Source organism: Vibrio sp. JZG10, assembly GCF_054064075.1.
The window spans coordinates 21,066-37,534 of the sequence record NZ_JBSUGE010000028.1 but is presented as its reverse complement, the minus strand read 5'-3'; the positions used below and the strand labels follow the sequence as shown (position 1 = coordinate 37,534).

14 protein-coding genes are annotated in these 16,469 nt (G+C 45.8%); 10 read left to right on the top strand and 4 right to left on the bottom strand.

Annotation, left to right across the window (positions count from 1 at the left end; all coding sequences use genetic code 11):
- Position 1: 1 nt before the first annotated feature.
- The 3 genes from argB (at position 2) to argH (ending at position 4,220) form a co-directional block, all read left to right on the top strand.
- Positions 2 to 793: an acetylglutamate kinase gene (argB, locus tag ACWYVB_RS21970; protein WP_457530159.1), complete on the top strand. Its 792-nt coding sequence runs from the start codon at positions 2 to 4 to the stop codon at positions 791 to 793.
- A gap of 84 nt (positions 794 to 877) precedes the next feature.
- Positions 878 to 2,092, top strand: coding sequence for an argininosuccinate synthase (locus tag ACWYVB_RS21965; protein ID WP_017821738.1), 1,215 nt, complete (start codon positions 878 to 880; stop codon positions 2,090 to 2,092).
- Positions 2,093 to 2,345: 253 nt separating this feature from the next.
- Complete coding sequence (gene argH / locus ACWYVB_RS21960; protein WP_046874629.1) at positions 2,346 to 4,220, top strand: argininosuccinate lyase; 1,875 nt, start codon at positions 2,346 to 2,348, stop codon at positions 4,218 to 4,220.
- A 206-nt stretch (positions 4,221 to 4,426) separates the two neighbouring features.
- Here argH and ACWYVB_RS21955 read toward each other — a convergent pair whose 3' ends face one another.
- From ACWYVB_RS21955 to ACWYVB_RS21945, 3 genes are all read right to left on the bottom strand, one after another.
- Positions 4,427 to 4,696: a DUF3624 domain-containing protein gene (locus tag ACWYVB_RS21955; RefSeq protein WP_012841349.1), complete on the bottom strand. Its 270-nt coding sequence runs from the start codon at positions 4,694 to 4,696 to the stop codon at positions 4,427 to 4,429.
- 390 nt (positions 4,697 to 5,086) lie between these two features.
- Positions 5,087 to 6,559 (bottom strand): dihydrolipoyl dehydrogenase, encoded by a 1,473-nt coding sequence (locus ACWYVB_RS21950; protein ID WP_258645450.1) that lies wholly within the window; start codon positions 6,557 to 6,559, stop codon positions 5,087 to 5,089.
- 192 nt (positions 6,560 to 6,751) lie between these two features.
- Positions 6,752 to 7,480, bottom strand: a complete 729-nt coding sequence (locus tag ACWYVB_RS21945) for a redoxin family protein (protein ID WP_005395721.1) — start codon at positions 7,478 to 7,480, stop codon at positions 6,752 to 6,754.
- Between the two features lie 170 nt (positions 7,481 to 7,650).
- On the opposite strand from ACWYVB_RS21945, the gene oxyR reads away from it, so the two are divergent.
- On the top strand, positions 7,651 to 8,562 hold the full coding sequence (gene oxyR / locus ACWYVB_RS21940; protein ID WP_457530156.1) for a DNA-binding transcriptional regulator OxyR: 912 nt from the start codon (positions 7,651 to 7,653) through the stop codon (positions 8,560 to 8,562).
- Positions 8,563 to 8,613: 51 nt separating this feature from the next.
- Here the strand turns inward: oxyR and ACWYVB_RS21935 are convergent, their stop codons facing one another.
- Positions 8,614 to 11,175 (bottom strand): penicillin-binding protein 1A, encoded by a 2,562-nt coding sequence (locus tag ACWYVB_RS21935; RefSeq protein WP_457530154.1) that lies wholly within the window; start codon positions 11,173 to 11,175, stop codon positions 8,614 to 8,616.
- Between the two features lie 143 nt (positions 11,176 to 11,318).
- Between ACWYVB_RS21935 and pilM the strand changes: the two genes are divergently transcribed.
- The 6 genes from pilM to aroK all read left to right on the top strand — a co-directional run bounded on the left by pilM (position 11,319) and on the right by aroK (position 16,465).
- Positions 11,319 to 12,335 (top strand): type IV pilus biogenesis protein PilM, encoded by a 1,017-nt coding sequence (pilM, locus tag ACWYVB_RS21930; protein ID WP_005395718.1) that lies wholly within the window; start codon positions 11,319 to 11,321, stop codon positions 12,333 to 12,335.
- A complete protein-coding gene (locus tag ACWYVB_RS21925; RefSeq protein WP_457530152.1) occupies positions 12,319 to 12,894 on the top strand; it encodes a PilN domain-containing protein in 576 nt (191 codons plus the stop codon). Before pilM ends, ACWYVB_RS21925 begins: the two co-directional genes overlap by 17 nt.
- Complete coding sequence (locus ACWYVB_RS21920) at positions 12,887 to 13,480, top strand: type IV pilus inner membrane component PilO (RefSeq protein ID WP_012841351.1); 594 nt, start codon at positions 12,887 to 12,889, stop codon at positions 13,478 to 13,480. The genes ACWYVB_RS21925 and ACWYVB_RS21920 overlap by 8 nt, the downstream gene beginning before the upstream one ends.
- Positions 13,470 to 13,985: a pilus assembly protein PilP gene (locus ACWYVB_RS21915; RefSeq protein ID WP_012841352.1), complete on the top strand. Its 516-nt coding sequence runs from the start codon at positions 13,470 to 13,472 to the stop codon at positions 13,983 to 13,985. Before ACWYVB_RS21920 ends, ACWYVB_RS21915 begins: the two co-directional genes overlap by 11 nt.
- A gap of 25 nt (positions 13,986 to 14,010) precedes the next feature.
- The gene (locus ACWYVB_RS21910) at positions 14,011 to 15,759 is read left to right on the top strand and encodes a type IV pilus secretin PilQ (RefSeq protein ID WP_006742777.1); all 1,749 of its coding nucleotides are present in this window, start codon (positions 14,011 to 14,013) and stop codon (positions 15,757 to 15,759) included.
- Positions 15,760 to 15,946: 187 nt separating this feature from the next.
- Positions 15,947 to 16,465, top strand: a complete 519-nt coding sequence (aroK, locus tag ACWYVB_RS21905) for a shikimate kinase AroK (RefSeq protein ID WP_005381319.1) — start codon at positions 15,947 to 15,949, stop codon at positions 16,463 to 16,465.
- The last annotated feature ends 4 nt before the right edge of the window (positions 16,466 to 16,469 follow it).

Here is a 16,469-nt window from a genome sequence, read left to right as displayed (position 1 = left end):
GATGACGCAAACCAATCAAGCTCCTTTAGTCATTAAGCTAGGCGGTGCAGCTCTATCTTGCACTCAAACCTTAAGCCAACTTTTTGGTGCCATTGCGGCTTACCAAAAATCGGCACAGCGACAAATCGCCATCGTTCATGGCGGTGGCTACCTAGTTGATGAGTTGATGGCAAAGCTTCAGCTTGAAACCGTAAAGAAAAACGGTTTACGCGTAACGCCTTACGATCAAATTCCGGTGATTGCAGGTGCGCTTGCAGGTACCGCAAACAAGTTGCTTCAAGGTCAAGCGATTGCGGACGGTCTTAACGCTGTGGGTCTTAGCCTTGCGGATGGTGGTTTGTGTCTTGTTGAAGAACTTGACCCAGAACTCGGCGCGGTAGGTAAAGCATCACCGGGTGATTCAACGCTATTACAAGAGGTACTAAACACAGGTGCATTGCCGATCATCAGTTCAATTGGCTTAACCACAGATGGCCAGATGATGAATGTGAATGCTGACCAAGCCGCAGTCGCGGTGGCAGGTGCTCTCGATGCTGAATTAGTCCTGTTGTCAGATGTGAGTGGCGTACTCGATGGAAAAGGCCATTTGATCAAAACTCTGTCGGAACAACAAGCGAGCATGTTGATCGATGGACATGTGATCACAGACGGCATGATCGTCAAAGTTAAAGCTGCTTTGGAGGCGGCCAATGATCTTGGTCGTCCTATCGAAGTCGCGACCTGGCGTTACCCAGAAAAATTAGTACAGCTATTCGCTGGTGAAAGTATTGGAACGCAATTTTTGCCTCAATAAGCATCAGCAAAAGAATTCAATATTAGGAAGTAGTAGTTGGCACTGACCGCCGAGCGCAGCGCCAGTTAAGTTTGGAGAAGAGAGATGAGCAAAGTGAACGTAAATAAAGTGGTAGTCGCATACTCAGGCGGTCTAGATACCTCAGTAATTATCCCGTGGCTAAAAGAGAACTACGATTGTGAAGTCGTTGCTTTCGTTGCCGATGTTGGTCAAGGCGCAGAAGAGCTAGAAGGCATTGAAGCGAAAGCAAAAGCCTCTGGTGCTTCTGAGTGCTACATCGCTGACTTGAAAGAAGAAATGGTCGCAGACTACATTTACCCGACGCTAAAAACCGGCGCGTACTACGAAGGCAAGTACCTGCTGGGTACATCAATGGCGCGTCCAATTATTGCTAAAGCACAGGTTGAAGTCGCACGTAAAGTGGGCGCGGACGCATTGTGTCACGGCTGTACAGGTAAAGGTAATGACCAAGTTCGTTTCGAAGGCGCATTCGCAGCACTAGCACCAGATCTACAAGTGATTGCCCCTTGGCGTGAATGGGACCTAGTGAGCCGTGAAGAATGTTTGGATTACCTAGCTGAGCGTAACATTCCTTGTTCAGCGTCTCTTACTAAGATCTACTCACGTGATGCAAATGCATGGCACATTTCCACTGAAGGTGGCGTCCTAGAAGATACGTGGAACGCACCAAACGAAGATTGCTGGGTATGGACTGTAGACCCAGAGCAAGCACCAAACGAAGCGGAATACGTCACGCTGAAAGTAGAAAAAGGTGAGGTGGTCGAAGTTGATGGCGAAGCGATGACACCATACAACGCGTTGGTGTATCTAAACGAAAAAGGTGCGAAGCACGGTGTTGGTCGTATCGATATCGTGGAAAACCGTCTAGTAGGAATGAAATCTCGTGGCTGCTACGAAACACCGGGAGGCACCATCATGATGGAAGCGCTGCGTGCTGTAGAGCAGCTTGTGCTAGACAAGTCATCATTCGAATTCCGTGAGGAGCTAGGTCTAAAAGCGTCTCACCTTGTGTACGATGGCCGTTGGTTTACGCCACTATGTAAGTCGATCCTTGCCGCTTCAGAAGAGCTAGCGCAAGACGTGAATGGCGAAGTGGTTGTTAAGCTCTACAAAGGCCAAGCCACGGTAACGCAAAAACGTTCTGACAACAGCTTGTACTCAGAAGAGTTCGCTACGTTTGGTGAAGATGAGGTTTACGACCAAAGCCATGCGGGTGGTTTCATCCGTCTTTACTCGCTATCAAGCCGTATCCGTGCGTTGAACAGCCAGAAAAAATAATCTCTCCACATCTCGGATTGAGTAAAGACCTGCTATTGGATAGCAGGTCTTTTTTGTTGGCTTACGTCTATGAGTACAAAGATGCAAATGCATCCTGTTTGAATATATATGTAAAAATATTGAATTTATACTTTATTTTTTGTCGAAATTGCCGTAACGTTGACCCATAAGAAAAAGTGAGCAAATGACCATCAAATTGGTTACTACTCATTCGAGAACGTTAGAGTAAGCAATAGTCATCAGGAGAAACGCAATGGCATTATGGGGCGGAAGATTTACCCAAGCGGCAGACACTAGATTTAAAGAGTTTAACGATTCGTTGCGTTTTGACTACCGATTGGCTGAGCAAGACATCGTAGGTTCAATCGCATGGTCTAAAGCTCTGCTTTCTGTAGATGTTCTATCGGCAGAAGAACAGCAAAAGCTGGAACTTGCTTTAAACGAGCTGAAGTTAGAAGTGATGGAAGATCCTCATCAAATTCTTCGCTCAGATGCAGAAGATATCCACTCGTGGGTTGAACAGCAGCTGATTAGTAAAGTGGGAGATTTAGGTAAAAAACTCCACACTGGGCGTTCTCGTAATGACCAAGTAGCGACAGACCTAAAACTTTGGTGTCGTCAGCAAGGCCAGCAACTGTTGATTGCTTTAGATCGTCTGCAATCGCAAATGGTTCATGTTGCTAAGCAGCACCAAGGCACTGTATTGCCTGGCTATACTCATCTTCAGCGCGCTCAACCTGTCACCTTTGCTCACTGGTGTTTGGCTTATGTTGAAATGTTCGAGCGTGACTACTCTCGTCTGAATGATGCCTTACAGCGTCTCGACACTTGTCCACTTGGCTCGGGGGCTTTAGCTGGCACGGCTTATCCGATTGATCGTGAACAATTAGCACATAATCTCGGTTTCCACCGCGCTACGCGTAATTCACTCGATTCGGTTTCGGATCGTGATCATGTGATGGAACTGATGTCGGTGGCCTCGATTTCTATGTTGCACCTTTCTCGTCTTGCAGAAGATATGATCTTCTACAACTCAGGGGAGTCTAACTTCATTGAGTTAGCGGATACGGTGACGTCTGGTTCGTCATTGATGCCACAGAAGAAAAATCCGGATGCACTTGAGTTGATCCGTGGTAAGACAGGGCGTGTCTATGGCGCATTATCGAGCATGATGATGACAGTGAAAGCCCTACCATTGGCGTACAACAAAGACATGCAAGAAGATAAAGAAGGGTTGTTTGATGCTTTAGACACATGGAATGATTGCATGGAAATGGCTGCGCTGTGTTTTGATGGCATTAAAGTGAATGGTGAGCGTACGCTTGAAGCTGCGAAGCAAGGGTATGCGAACGCGACGGAGTTAGCTGATTACTTAGTGGCGAAAGGCATCCCATTCCGTGAGGCGCACCATATTGTGGGCGTAGCGGTGGTAGGGGCAATTGACAAAGGCTGCGCGCTGGAAGAATTGTCTCTGCAAGAGCTAAAAGCCTTCTCTGAGGTGATTGAAGATGATGTGTATGACATTCTGACAATAGAGTCTTGTTTGGAAAAACGTTGTGCGCTGGGTGGCGTTTCGCCTCACCAAGTCGCTTATGCGGTAGAGCAAGCGGATAAACGTCTGAGCCAGCGTGACAGCTCGGCAGTGAAAGTGCGTCCTGCACGTTTGACGGACATTGAAACACTAGAGGGCATGGTGGCTTATTGGGCGAACCTCGGTGAGAATCTACCCCGCTCTCGTAATGAGCTAGTGAGAGATATTGGTTCCTTCGCGGTGGCTGAGCATCATGGTGAAGTGACAGGTTGCGCTTCTCTATATGTGTATGACTCAGGGTTGGCTGAAATACGCTCTCTTGGTATCGAAGCAGGCTGGCAAGGTCAAGGACAGGGCAGTGCAATCGTAAATCACTTGGTTGAGAAAGCACGTCAAATGGCGATAAAGAAGGTCTTTGTCCTCACTCGAACGCCAGAGTTCTTTATGAAGCAGAGCTTCTTACCAACATCGAAGTCGCTGTTGCCAGAAAAAGTCTTGAAAGATTGCGATCAGTGTCCACGTCAGCACGCGTGTGATGAAGTGGCGCTAGAGATCAATTTAATGGAGCAAGTGATCCAAAAATCGCATGTGGCATGAGCTGAAATTTCGGAGTGATTTTATTAGCATTCAATGACATAGTTATTTTCTGATTCACTTACATCAGTATTTGCTAAAAAAAACGAAAAAATTTGGAACCTTTGAGAGGAAGCTCGGTCTATTAAAGTACCACTGCTTTTTCTTAGAAGAATCTAAGAGAGCCCCAGAACTGATATTGGTTTTGGGGCTTTTTTCTATCTGCCACTTTACTCTTTTTTATCCGTCTCTTTTCGTCCTCGCCGACGTTGCCACGGCAAGATGACAAAACGCATCCATAAGTGCAAAAACAATAAAATATTGAAAGCGAAACCAGCAAAGATCAAAGCGATCGACTCGATGCTTTGTGGATCATCTTTGAACGCAAACCACCACACAATCCAGCACAGTACCGAAAGCACCGTTAACTGATCCAAGCATCGTTGGCAACGCCCAAGCTTTTTCCAAAACCAATGTTCCTCGCAACGGCGACAAGTCATAGTGTTTTCCAAGGCATCAGTGCTGCTTCAGATTATATACCTAACACAAAGAGAGAAAGCGTTTTTTGTCGCAGCTTAGAGCGCAGGAACACAACCAAAAATGGAAAGTTAGCTTTGTAGAGCTTATGTGGCACGTGATTGATGTATGGTGCGCTGTCAGTCTTTAATAGGAAAAATAATCATGTCGACAGAATTGAAATTTGCGCTGAGTATCGCTGGTGGCTTTTTTACGATCGGTGTAGTCGCGATCATCATGGTAAGTCGTTACGCAATGATGGCAGTGTAGTACTTATGTAATCGCCTCAAAGTAGTCAACAGAAAGCCCCGTTAATCACGAGGCTTTCTGTTTTTCTTGGTATGTAAAGACTGGCTCGATTGAGCATGAAATCGTTAGCAACCAGGCCCACAGTCAAGGCAATGTTTCACCATTTCTGGCCCTAAGTGTAGTTTTGCATTCAAATCACGTAGAGCGGTGCGGACACCCTCTTCGATCACTGGATGGTAGAAGGGCATATCTAGCATCTCAGAAACCGTCATTCTATTTTGGTGTGCCCAAGCCAAAAGATGCGCGAGGTGTTCTGCGTTCGGCCCCATCATCTCTGCACCTAAAAAGCGTCCAGTACCTTGCTCGCCATAGACATGTAACATCCCTTTGTTTCGTAGCATGACACGCGAACGTCCTTGATTCTCAAACGAGACTTCGCCAGTAACAAAACAACCACAGCTTCCTAAGCGAGTTTCCAGTTGTTTGAAAGTTTCACCGACCATAGCTATTTGCGGATCGGAGAATACAGCTGAAATTGGCGAACGACGCAGACCTGCACGAATATCCGGGAAGCGACCAGCATTATCACCAGCAATGCGACCTTGGTCAGCAGCCTCGTGCAGCAATGGAACTTGGTTACTTGCATCACCCGCAATAAAAATACTCTCTACGGAGGTTTGCAATGTGTAGTGATCTGCGGTTGGTACACCGCGTTCATCTAATGCCACATTGGTGTTCTCGATCGCTAGCTTATCTACGTTTGGACGTCGTCCAGTGGCTGCTAAAACGTAATCAACAATAAAGGTTTCTAATTCACCGTCGTGGTTAATGAATTTGATTTCAACTTTGTCTGCGCCTGCTGCATTCGATGATGGTATGCGCTTCATGCTTTCTACTTTTACATCGGCATCAAGATAGAACTCTTCTTTAAAAGTTTTATCTGCGTAAGCCATCACCTCTGGATCTGTCAGTGGACCAACTTGACCACCAAGACCAAAGAGCTTCACTTTCACCCCTAGGCGGTGCAATGCTTGACCGAGTTCAAGTCCGATCACTCCGGGGCCAAATACCGCAACGGACTCAGGCAAATCATCCCAATCAAAGACATCATCATTAATTACGAGACGGTCACCCAACTCATTCCAAGCTGCTGGATAAGCAGGACGAGAGCCCGTCGCGATCACAATCCGTTTTGCGGTGACTTGAGTATGGTCATCTATGATAAGTGTATGATCATCGGCAAACTTCGCGTAGCCCGATAGTTTGTCTTCAGCGGGAATATCATCGACACTTTCAAGCACAAAGCCAACAAAACGATCGCGTTCGCGCTTTACACGATCCATAACTTCTTGTCCGTTAATGCGTATTTCACCTTGCGGATGGATCCCAAATCCAGGCGCTTTTTCGATTTGGTGGACACTTTCTGCGGCCGCAATCAACAGCTTAGAGGGCATGCAACCGACGCGAGCACAGGTTGTTCCGTAAGGGCCGCCTTCAATCATTACTACGCTATTAGTATGAGCTTTTGCTGCTCGATAAGCGCCAAGACCAGCAGTACCACCACCAATAATCGCTACGTCGACATTAACTTGTTTCATCGTGAACTCTCGCTTTTTGTTTTTAAGCCAAGCTAGCTACATTGAGCTTGGAGAGTGAATTGGGTCGTTGAATCTGTATAAGGAGTCACCTTATCGGTAGACGACTACTTATCTAGACTAGTAGAAGAAGTGAGTTAGGGTTGGCCTCCGAGCCAAAGGCACCGGAGACCGAGGGTGTAGGCTATGGACAGCTTAGCCTAGATACGCTTCTAGCTCTTCGCTACCGCCGATGTGCTTGCCACCGATAAAGACTTGTGGAACAGTCGTGCGACCAGATATAGCTCGTAGACTAACTGTCGTTGCGTCTTTACCCAGAATCACTTCTTCATATTGAAGACCGTGGTCAATCAGGTTTTGTTTCGCTTTCATACAGAAAGGGCAGCCTGGTTTAGTGAACACCGTGATGGATTCTTGCGTTTTGTAGTCAGGCGCTATGTAATTCAGCATCGTATCTGCGTCTGACACCTTGAATGGGTCGCCAGGTTCGTTTGGCTCAATGAACATTTTTTCTACTACGCCATCTTTTACTAGCATGCTGTAACGCCATGAGCGTTTACCAAAGCCGATGTCGTTTTTATCCACTAACATGCCCATGCCATCGGTGAACTCACCATTACCGTCAGGAATGAAGGTGATGTTTTCTGCTTCTTGGTCTTGTTTCCATGCATTCATCACGAACGTATCATTGACTGAGACACAAATAATCTCATCCACTCCGTGCTCTTTAAATACAGGGAACAATTCGTTGTAACGAGGTAGATGGCTTGATGAACAGGTTGGAGTAAATGCACCCGGTAAGCTAAATACGATAACGGTCTTACCTTTAAATAGCTCATCAGTCGTTACATTCATCCAAGAGTCACCTTGACGAACTGGAAAAGTAACTTGAGGGACTTGTTGACCTTCTTTAGATACAAACATAATGATTTCCTTTAACTATTTTAAATTATGCGTATAGAGCTTAGCGTTTTTCTTTGCTCTGTTTCGTTCTGTTGAGCCCATTATTGTAAAAATCCTTTGATAGCTCTAATCGTTTGGTGTTATGGTTTTGATAGGTATTAGCTATTGTTAAAAGAAGCGAATTGTGAGTTATGAATATTCGAGATTTTGAGTACTTAGTTGCACTTGCGGAACATAAGCACTTTCGCAAAGCGGCAGAAGCATGTTTTGTTAGCCAACCAACATTGAGTGGACAAATTCGTAAGCTAGAGGATGAACTCGGTACCACGCTTTTAGAGCGAAGCAGCCGTCGCGTTTTGTTTACCGATTCAGGGTTGCAGTTGGTGGAGCAAGCTAAGCGTATCTTAAGTGAAGTGAAAACTTTTAAAGATATGGCGAGTGGTCAGAGCGGAGCAATGACTGGGCCTATGCATATCGGTTTCATCCCGACGGTAGGTCCGTATCTACTACCCAAAATTCTGCCGCAGATAAAAGAAGCATTTCCTGAACTGGAGCTGTTCCTGCACGAAGCTCAAACACATCAGTTGGTGCGTCAATTAGAAGAAGGTAAATTGGACAGCTTGGTCTTGGCTTCGGTTGATGAAACGGCACCTTTTAAAGAAATCGAAGTGTATAACGAGCCGTTAAGCGTTGCGGTGCCATGTGATCATGAGTGGGCCTCTCTCGACCATGTTGATATGTTGGAGTTGAATGGTAAAACCGTTTTAGCGCTAGGAGACGGTCACTGTCTTCGTGATCAAGCGTTAGGTTTCTGTTTTGCTGCCGGAGCGAAAGACGATGAACGCTTTAAGGCAACCAGTTTGGAGACACTGCGGAATATGGTCGCTGCTGGTGCTGGGATTACGTTATTGCCTCAGCTTTCTATCCCCAATGAGAAGCAAAAAGATGGCGTGTGCTATGTACCAGCCGTTAACCCTACGCCTTCGCGCAATATAGTCCTTGTATATCGCCCGGGCTCACCACTGCGTGCAAGGTTTGAAGCTTTGGCGGCGAAGATTAAAGAAGTATTGGCTTCTTACCCTTCATTGAACGCCGCGGCGTAAAAGCCGACATAAAAAAGGGAGAGCGAATGCTCTCCCTTTTGCTTTAGTGATTTAGAACAGCTCTTCTGCGCCAGAGCCGGAAGAATAAATACTGTCTTCCAAACGGTCTCCAGCGTATTCGGTAGGCTCAGTGCCTTTTTCAAAGTATTCGAACATCGATGTGCTGTCTACTTTGTGCGTTAGCATGCCAGTGTTGCGATCAATACGAACACGAATGATGTTATCTGGAATATTTTTACCTTGCTCAGGTGTTTCTTCTAGTGCAACGCGCATAAAGTCAATCCAAGCGGGTTCTGCGGTTTTCGCACCCGATTCAGCACCAGAAATTTGGCCTTTGCCTAGGTTGCTATTAACCGTTGTGCGACCAAGGGCGCGTGAGTGATCATCAAAACCAACCCAAGCAATGGCAACAACACCAGGACCATAGCCGTTGTACCAAGCATCTTTGGAGTCATTCGTTGTACCCGTTTTACCACCGATATCACGACGCCCCAGTTTTTGAGCACGCCAGCCAGTACCGTTCCACCCCGTACCTTCACGCCAGTTACCACCACCCCAAATGTTGCTGTACATCATCTCACGCATCAAGAATGCATTTTGCTCAGAGATAACTTGTGGAGCATATTGAGGTTCATCATTTTCCAGTGCGTTGTCTGTTGCCAAACCATCAATCGCGACGTCTTGTTCGCCAAACTCATCGGCATAGCGATTGTCTGGCTGAGCGCTCATTTGTGGGCAATCCTTATGACAAACGCTCTTTGGATTCGCTTTAAACAGCACTTCACCGAATGCATCTTCCACGCGTTCTACGTAGAACGGTTCGACGTAATAACCTCCGTTCGCAAATACAGAGTAGCCTTGTGCCACTTTCATTGGTGTTAAGCTACCAGCACCGAGCGCGATGGTCTCTGAACGTGGTACTTGGTTAATATCAAAACCAAAACGAGTAAGGTACTGACGAGTTTCATCAAGGCCTACTTCACGCAGCGTACGCACTGCCATCACGTTCTTTGACTGAGCTAAGCCGAGGCGAAGGCGAGTTGGACCGCCATAGGTTGGTGGTGAGTTTTTAGGTCGCCAAGCCGAACCAGAACCTGCGTCCCATTTGTTAATCGGCGCATCGTTGATCAGAGTGGCCAAGGTAAGTCCCTTGTCAATTGCGGCTGAGTAGATAAATGGTTTGATACTTGAGCCAACCTGACGCACTGACATAGTGGCACGGTTAAACTTACTATGAACAAAGTTAAAGCCACCCACTAACGACAATATCGCACCATTTTCCGGGTTCATCGCGACAAACGCGGTGTTCGCTGTTGGCACTTGGCTCAGTTTCCAGCCTTGTGTCGTGTTGTCATCTTCATTGGCTTCGCTCACTTCGCGAACCCAAACTTGTTGACCCGTCGCTAGCACATCATGCGCTGATTTTGGCGTTGAGCCTTGGCGGTTTTCGGTGATGTATTTACGTGCCCAATGCATTCCAGTCCAAGGAATGGTCTGCTCTTCATAGTTTTTAACCCAAACTTGTGCAGTCTTATCATCGACTTTTGTCACGACGGCAGGATAAAGGTCACCATAAGTTGGTTGCTTCTTAAGATGCTTTTCTATTTGCTCGCTGTCCCAAGCGGTTTCACCTTCTTTCCAAAGCACTTTCTCCGCACCGCGGTAGCCGTGACGTTCATCGTATGACAGCAGATTATTTACCACGGATGTATTCGCGGCATCTTGCAGTTTAGAGTCCACCGTCATGTAGATATTCAAGCCAGAGGTATAGGCTTCTTCTTCACCGTACTCTTTCACGGCCCATGCACGAGCTAGTTCCGCCACATAAGGAGCTGAAAGTTCAATTTCAGCACTGTGGTAACGTGCCACGATAGGTTCGTTGCGTGCTTCGTCATACTGTTCTTGCGTGATGTATTTTTCATCAAGCATTCGCATTAACACGACGTTACGGCGTTTTGTCGCACGCTCAAGAGAGTAAATTGGGTTCATCGTTGATGGCGCTTTTGGCATCCCTGCGAGTGTCGCAAGTTCGCTTAACGTCAATTCATCAAGGCTCTTACCAAAGTAAACTTGAGCGGCCGCACCAAAACCATATGAGCGGTAACCAAGGAAGATTTTATTGACATAAAGTTCCATGATTTCTTGCTTACTCAGAAGCTGCTCAATGTGGATAGCAATGAAAATCTCTTTAATCTTACGCATGATCTTCTTCTCATTAGATAAGAAGAAGTTACGCGCTAGCTGTTGCGTAATGGTACTTGCGCCCTGCTTGGCTGAACCTGAGATCGCAACTACAACGGCTGCACGAGTGATGCCGATAGGATCGATACCTGGGTGTTCGTAAAAACGGCTATCTTCGGTGGCGATTAGCGCATGAATTAAGTCTTGAGGAATTTCATCATAAGTAACAGGAATACGACGCTTTTCACCGAACTGTGCGATCAGCTTCCCGTCTTGACTAAACACCTGCATAGGTGTTTGTAATTCAACGTCTTTTAGAGTTGCAACATCTGGCAATTCAGGCTTCACGTACTGATAGAAGCCAAATATTGTGGTGACTCCAAGAATTATGCAAATCAATGTTAAAAATAATAAACGCTTTATGAACTTCACCGGAGAATCCCTGATTGGTTGAGGCTGTGTAACGGCAAACCCTTGTACTCTTAGGTCAAAAATTTAGCACATAGAGATATTAACTCTTATTTGGGTGCTAATAACAACCTTTGCACGAAGAAATTTCGGAGCGAGAGTAAGAGATGGATAAGCTAATCGTTACCGGCATCGATATAGGCCATAACAGCCTCAAAGCCGTAGTACTTAAACCCACAGGCAACAATTACGCTCTGTTGGGTTACAAAGAAATATTACTAAAGGAAGGTATTGTCGCTGAAAATAACACTATAAATCATCAAGAAATTGTAAAGACCCTAAAGCTGATTAAAAAAGAACTGCCTTTTGGTGCTAAAAAGGTCGCAATTTCAGTGCCTGATAATTCGGTGATCAGTAAAAAATTGCAAATAGAACAAAACCTTGAAGATAGCGAAGTTGAGTTTGCTGTGATTCAGGCATTTTCTCATCAATCGCCATTCCCTGTCGAAGAGCTGAGTTTAGACTTCGTCCGTCTTCGTGCCGAAGATGGGTTGCGTGGGACTGATAACTATCAAGTGTTTGCGACAAGAAAAGATGTGGTCGATAGTCGCGTGGATGCATTACAAAAATCTGGACTAAAACCCGTTTTAGTGGACGTGCATTCACAAAGTCTTGGTCATATCTGGAAGCTCACCGCCGATCGCTTTCCTGACAAAAATAAGTACTGCTTACTCGATATTGGCACCTCATCGAGCTCCTTTACCATGTTTACCGAACAAGGTGAGCTGTTTCACAAAGAGTTTGCTTGCGGCACTCGAGGAGCAAACAGCCCTGTTCAAGATGATTTGATGTCCGATGATGCTCAGGAGAAAACAGAGCTGTTTAATCGCCAAATCGTGGAACGGGTGAAACGTCAGATGCAGCTCTACACTTCAATTAATGGCTCGCAAAATATCAAAGGTATCTGGTTATCAGGGGAAGGAGCTTCGACACCAATGCTCGCGGAAGAGTTATCTCAGCAACTGTCACTAGAGTGTGAATTGCTAAACCCGCTAGGGCTATTTGAGATGAAGGTGTCCAAACGTAAACGTCGTGCCGCGGATTGGCAGCATTTCTCTACAGCCGCAGGACTCGCGATTCGTGGCATTCATTGGCTAGGAGGTGCGCGTGCTTTATCGCATTAATTTACTTCCTTGGCGAGAGAACCAAAGAGAAGAGCACCGACGTCGTTTCATTAGCTTGGTCGCGTTAGGCATGTTGCTCGCCATTGGTATTCAATGGGGTATTGGAAAGTTTTTTGAGTACCAACAAGATCAGCAGCAGGAGCGGCTTGATTACCTTACTCACTACATTGCTGAGCTCGACCAGCGTATTGAAGCAATGAAAATCGCCGAGCAAGAGCACAGCAAAATCCTCGAACGTTTAAAAGTGGTTGAAGGGTTACAAAACGGTAGAAACAAAACGACCGAGTTTATGAACTTGATGCCAGCCGTCATTCCTGAAGGTGTATATGTCGACAAGATCAAAATGAATGATCTGGAAATTGAGATCTCGGGGATCTCTGATAGCACTCCAAAACTTGCCACGATGCTGGACAACATGGAGCGTTCGGCCAAGTTGAATGATGTAGAAATGCACTCCATCGTTCACGGAAAAGCGCGTTTTGGAAAAGAGTTCCAAACGTTCAAAGTGTCTTTCATGTTCAAAGTGCCGGAGAAGAAAGTGGAGGCCCAGCATGGTTGATTGGCAGGATCTCGAAATAGATGAAATGGCAGAGTGGCCATTGTTGCCTCAGCTTGTGGTTATCGCGCTGCTGATTTTCCTAATTCAAGGTTTTGGCTATTGGTTTTACCTTAAGCCAAAAGAAGAGCAATTGAATAACTTGGTCCAGCAGGAGCAGACGCTCAAGGTGGCATTGAAGATCAAAGCGAACAAAGTAGCAGCATTGCCTCAGCTTCAATCTCAATTGGATGAACTCACCACGCGTTACGAATTATTGCTACAACAACTGCCCGCGCAAAAAGAGTTGGCTACGATGCTCGCTTCGGTGAATGAACTCGGTATCGACAATAAGTTGACCTTTACCCGTATCGACTGGGGTGAAAAGCAATCAGAGCATTTCCTCTATCGTCTTCCTTTAAACATTGAGTTAACGGGAGATTTTCATGACATCGGCCATTTTTCTCAGGCGATAGCAACGCTACCTCGAATCATCACGTTTAAAGATGTGACTTGGCAGCGTGTCAGCCAAGAAAGTGAAACTCTGCACTTTAGGGTACGAGCCAATACCTATCAGTTTAAGCCAGAGGAGACGAACAATGACAAGTAAGCATTTGTTACTGGTACTGATGGGGTCTCTGCTACTTGGATGTCAGGCGAATGATGAGTCATTAACGGATTTTATTCGAGGGGTGGAGAGTCAGGCGCGTCGAGATGTCGAGAAACTTAAGCCTGCAGATAAGTATGTTGCCGTCACGTACGCACCTGAAGTACAGCGTGCGCCCTTTGAGTTGCCAAAAGAAGCCACCATCGCCACTCAGCCCGTTGCAAGAAAAGATTGCTGGCAACCGCCTTCAAGAAGGCGCACTGGCAAATTAGAAAAATTCCCATTAAGCCAATTACGTTTGAAAGGAGTTATGGGCATGGGTAATACGGTTTCTGGTCTCGTTCAGGCACCCAATGGAACCGTTTATAAAGTGAAGCCGGGGCAATACCTCGGACGCAACAATGGCAAAGTGACCCACGTCAGCCATTCCTATTTGTTAGTTAATGAAACGTTGCCCGACGGCTTAGGGTGTTGGCAGAAGCGTAAAGTTAAGTTGGCTTTGAGATAGCCCCATTTATTTTTGATATTGAGTAATGAAAATGAGACAAGGATTAACACGTACACCAAGGATACTAACAGGGCTCTTCTCCTTATGGTTGTTTGTATTTTTAGCCCCTTTAGTGGCAGCAGAAGAAGTATCGTCTAATGCCTTAAAGAGTATCGACTTTCGCACTAATAAAGATAAAGACGCCGTTATAGTCGTTGAACTGGCGTCACCTGCCGCGATTGTCGATGTCAAACGCGTACAGGAAGGGTTAAGTATCGATTTGCTTAATACTTCGGTAAAAGACGAGCAACTGTATCTCCTAGACGTAAAAGATTTCTCGACTGTGGTTGAAAGCGTAGAGGTGTTTCGCGATACCTCAACTACGCGCTTGGTTGCGCACATTAATGAAGAATATACGCATGATTACCGTTTAACGGGGCGATTCTTGGAAATCAAAGTGGCTAAGATCAAACCCAATGAGAAAGCCCCGGATAAAAGCATTCTAGAAAAAGAAGGCAAGCTCATTTCAATTAACTTCCAAGATATTCCTGTACGTAACGTGTTACAGCTGATTGCTGACTACAACCAGTTCAACTTGGTTGTTTCAGACTCCGTAGAAGGTAACCTCACACTTCGTCTTGATGGTGTTCCGTGGCAGCAAGTGCTGGATATTATTTTGCAAGTTAAGGGGTTAGATAAGCGTGTTGATGGCAACGTGATTCTGGTTGCTCCAACAGATGAGCTTGATCTGCGCGAAAAACAGCAACTCGAAAAGCAGCAGCTAGAACAAACGATGGGAGAGCTTTCGTCTGAAATCATCAAGGTAAACTTCGCTAAAGCATCAGATATTGCAGAGATGATCAACGGAGAAGGGAACATTAGTATGTTGTCTGAGCGAGGCAGTATGACCATTGATGAGCGGACTAACTCGTTATTGATTCGTGAGCTACCTGAAAACATTGAAGTGATTCGAGAAATTATTGAATCTTTGGATATCCCGGTGAAGCAGGTTCAAATTGAAGCGCGTATTGTGACCATCAATGAAGGCAACATGGACGAGTTGGGAATTCGCTGGGGCTTTACCTCTATTAATGGCAATAACACGGTTGGAGGCTCTATCGAAAACAACCTTGCCACGATCGGTTTATATAACGGTGGTGGTGAAGGAGAAGACGGTGGTGACGGTGATGGAGTAGGTATCGATGACTTCCTAAACGTAAACTTAGCTGCAACCAGTCCAAACGCGACCAGCATTGCTTTTCAGGTTGCAAAATTAGGCTCAGACACCTTGTTAGACCTCGAGCTTTCTGCGCTGCAACAAGAGTCCAAAGCTGAGATTATCTCAAGCCCACGTTTGATCACTACCAATAAGAAGCCTGCCTATATTGAGCAAGGTACCGAGATACCTTATCTAGAGTCCTCATCGAGTGGTGCCACGACGGTAACGTTCAAAAAAGCAGTATTGAGTTTGAAGGTGACGCCACAAATTACACCGGATAACCGCCTTGTGTTGGACTTAAGCGTTACGCAAGATAGACCTGGACAAGTCGTGAAAACAGGTACTGGTGAAGCCGTTGCGATTGATACTCAACGTATCGGGACGCAAGTGTTAGTAAATAACGGTGAAACCGTCGTTCTTGGTGGTATTTTCCAGCACAGCATTACTAACTCGGTGGACAAAGTGCCTTTGTTAGGCGATCTGCCACTATTAGGTGCGCTTTTCCGTCGAAGTTATGAAAATGTTGGCAAAAGTGAGCTGTTGATTTTCGTCACCCCTAAGGTGGTGATTCAGTAGTTCTACCTCGTGAAAAACTGATTAAATCAAAAATAAAGTTGCAATAGTGGCACCATGCTTGGATAATTTCGGGTCTTATCACGAATTATCTGTGAGGAACTGGTGCCACAAGCCTTGTAGAACAGCGATTTAGCTGTGTTTTCTTGTGGCGATCTTATTGAATCAATGTTGTAAATTACTGCTAAACATGGCTGAGAAACGTAATATTTTCCTTGTTGGCCCAATGGGCGCCGGCAAAAGTACAATTGGTAGACATCTAGCACAGCAACTGCATATGGAGTTTGTTGACTCCGATACAGTGATCGAAGAACGCACTGGTGCAGACATCTCTTGGGTTTTTGATGTAGAAGGTGAAGAAGGCTTCCGCAAGCGTGAAGAAGCGGTACTTGAAGACCTAACACAAGAGCAAGGCATCGTGCTTGCGACTGGCGGTGGCTCTGTTAAGAGCAAAGAAAACCGTAATCGTCTTTCGGCACGTGGTGTTGTTGTTTACTTAGAAACGACGATTGAAAAGCAACTTGCGCGCACAAACCGTGACAAGAAGCGTCCTCTACTTCAAACGGACAACCCTCGCGAAGTATTGGAGCAATTAGCTGAAGAACGTAATCCTCTGTATGAAGAAGTAGCGGATTACACTGTTCGCACTGACGATCAGAGTGCAAAAGTGGTAGCCAACCAGATCGTAAAAATGCTAGAAGAGAGATAAGTTT

Bases quoted from the DNA above. Each gene is read 5' to 3' on its own strand.
- ACWYVB_RS21920 (WP_012841351.1), top strand. From the start codon at position 12,887: ATGGTTGATTGGCAGGATCTCGAAATAGATGAAATGGCAGAGTGGCCA.
- ACWYVB_RS21945 (WP_005395721.1), bottom strand. From the start codon at position 7,480: ATGTTTGTATCTAAAGAAGGTCAACAAGTCCCTCAAGTTACTTTTCCA.
- argH (WP_046874629.1), top strand. From the start codon at position 2,346: ATGGCATTATGGGGCGGAAGATTTACCCAAGCGGCAGACACTAGATTT.
- aroK (WP_005381319.1), top strand. From the start codon at position 15,947: ATGGCTGAGAAACGTAATATTTTCCTTGTTGGCCCAATGGGCGCCGGC.
- oxyR (WP_457530156.1), top strand. From the start codon at position 7,651: ATGAATATTCGAGATTTTGAGTACTTAGTTGCACTTGCGGAACATAAG.
- ACWYVB_RS21915 (WP_012841352.1), top strand. From the start codon at position 13,470: ATGACAAGTAAGCATTTGTTACTGGTACTGATGGGGTCTCTGCTACTT.
- ACWYVB_RS21955 (WP_012841349.1), bottom strand. From the start codon at position 4,696: ATGACTTGTCGCCGTTGCGAGGAACATTGGTTTTGGAAAAAGCTTGGG.
- pilM (WP_005395718.1), top strand. From the start codon at position 11,319: ATGGATAAGCTAATCGTTACCGGCATCGATATAGGCCATAACAGCCTC.
- argB (WP_457530159.1), top strand. From the start codon at position 2: ATGACGCAAACCAATCAAGCTCCTTTAGTCATTAAGCTAGGCGGTGCA.
- ACWYVB_RS21950 (WP_258645450.1), bottom strand. From the start codon at position 6,559: ATGAAACAAGTTAATGTCGACGTAGCGATTATTGGTGGTGGTACTGCT.
- ACWYVB_RS21965 (WP_017821738.1), top strand. From the start codon at position 878: ATGAGCAAAGTGAACGTAAATAAAGTGGTAGTCGCATACTCAGGCGGT.
- ACWYVB_RS21910 (WP_006742777.1), top strand. From the start codon at position 14,011: ATGAAAATGAGACAAGGATTAACACGTACACCAAGGATACTAACAGGG.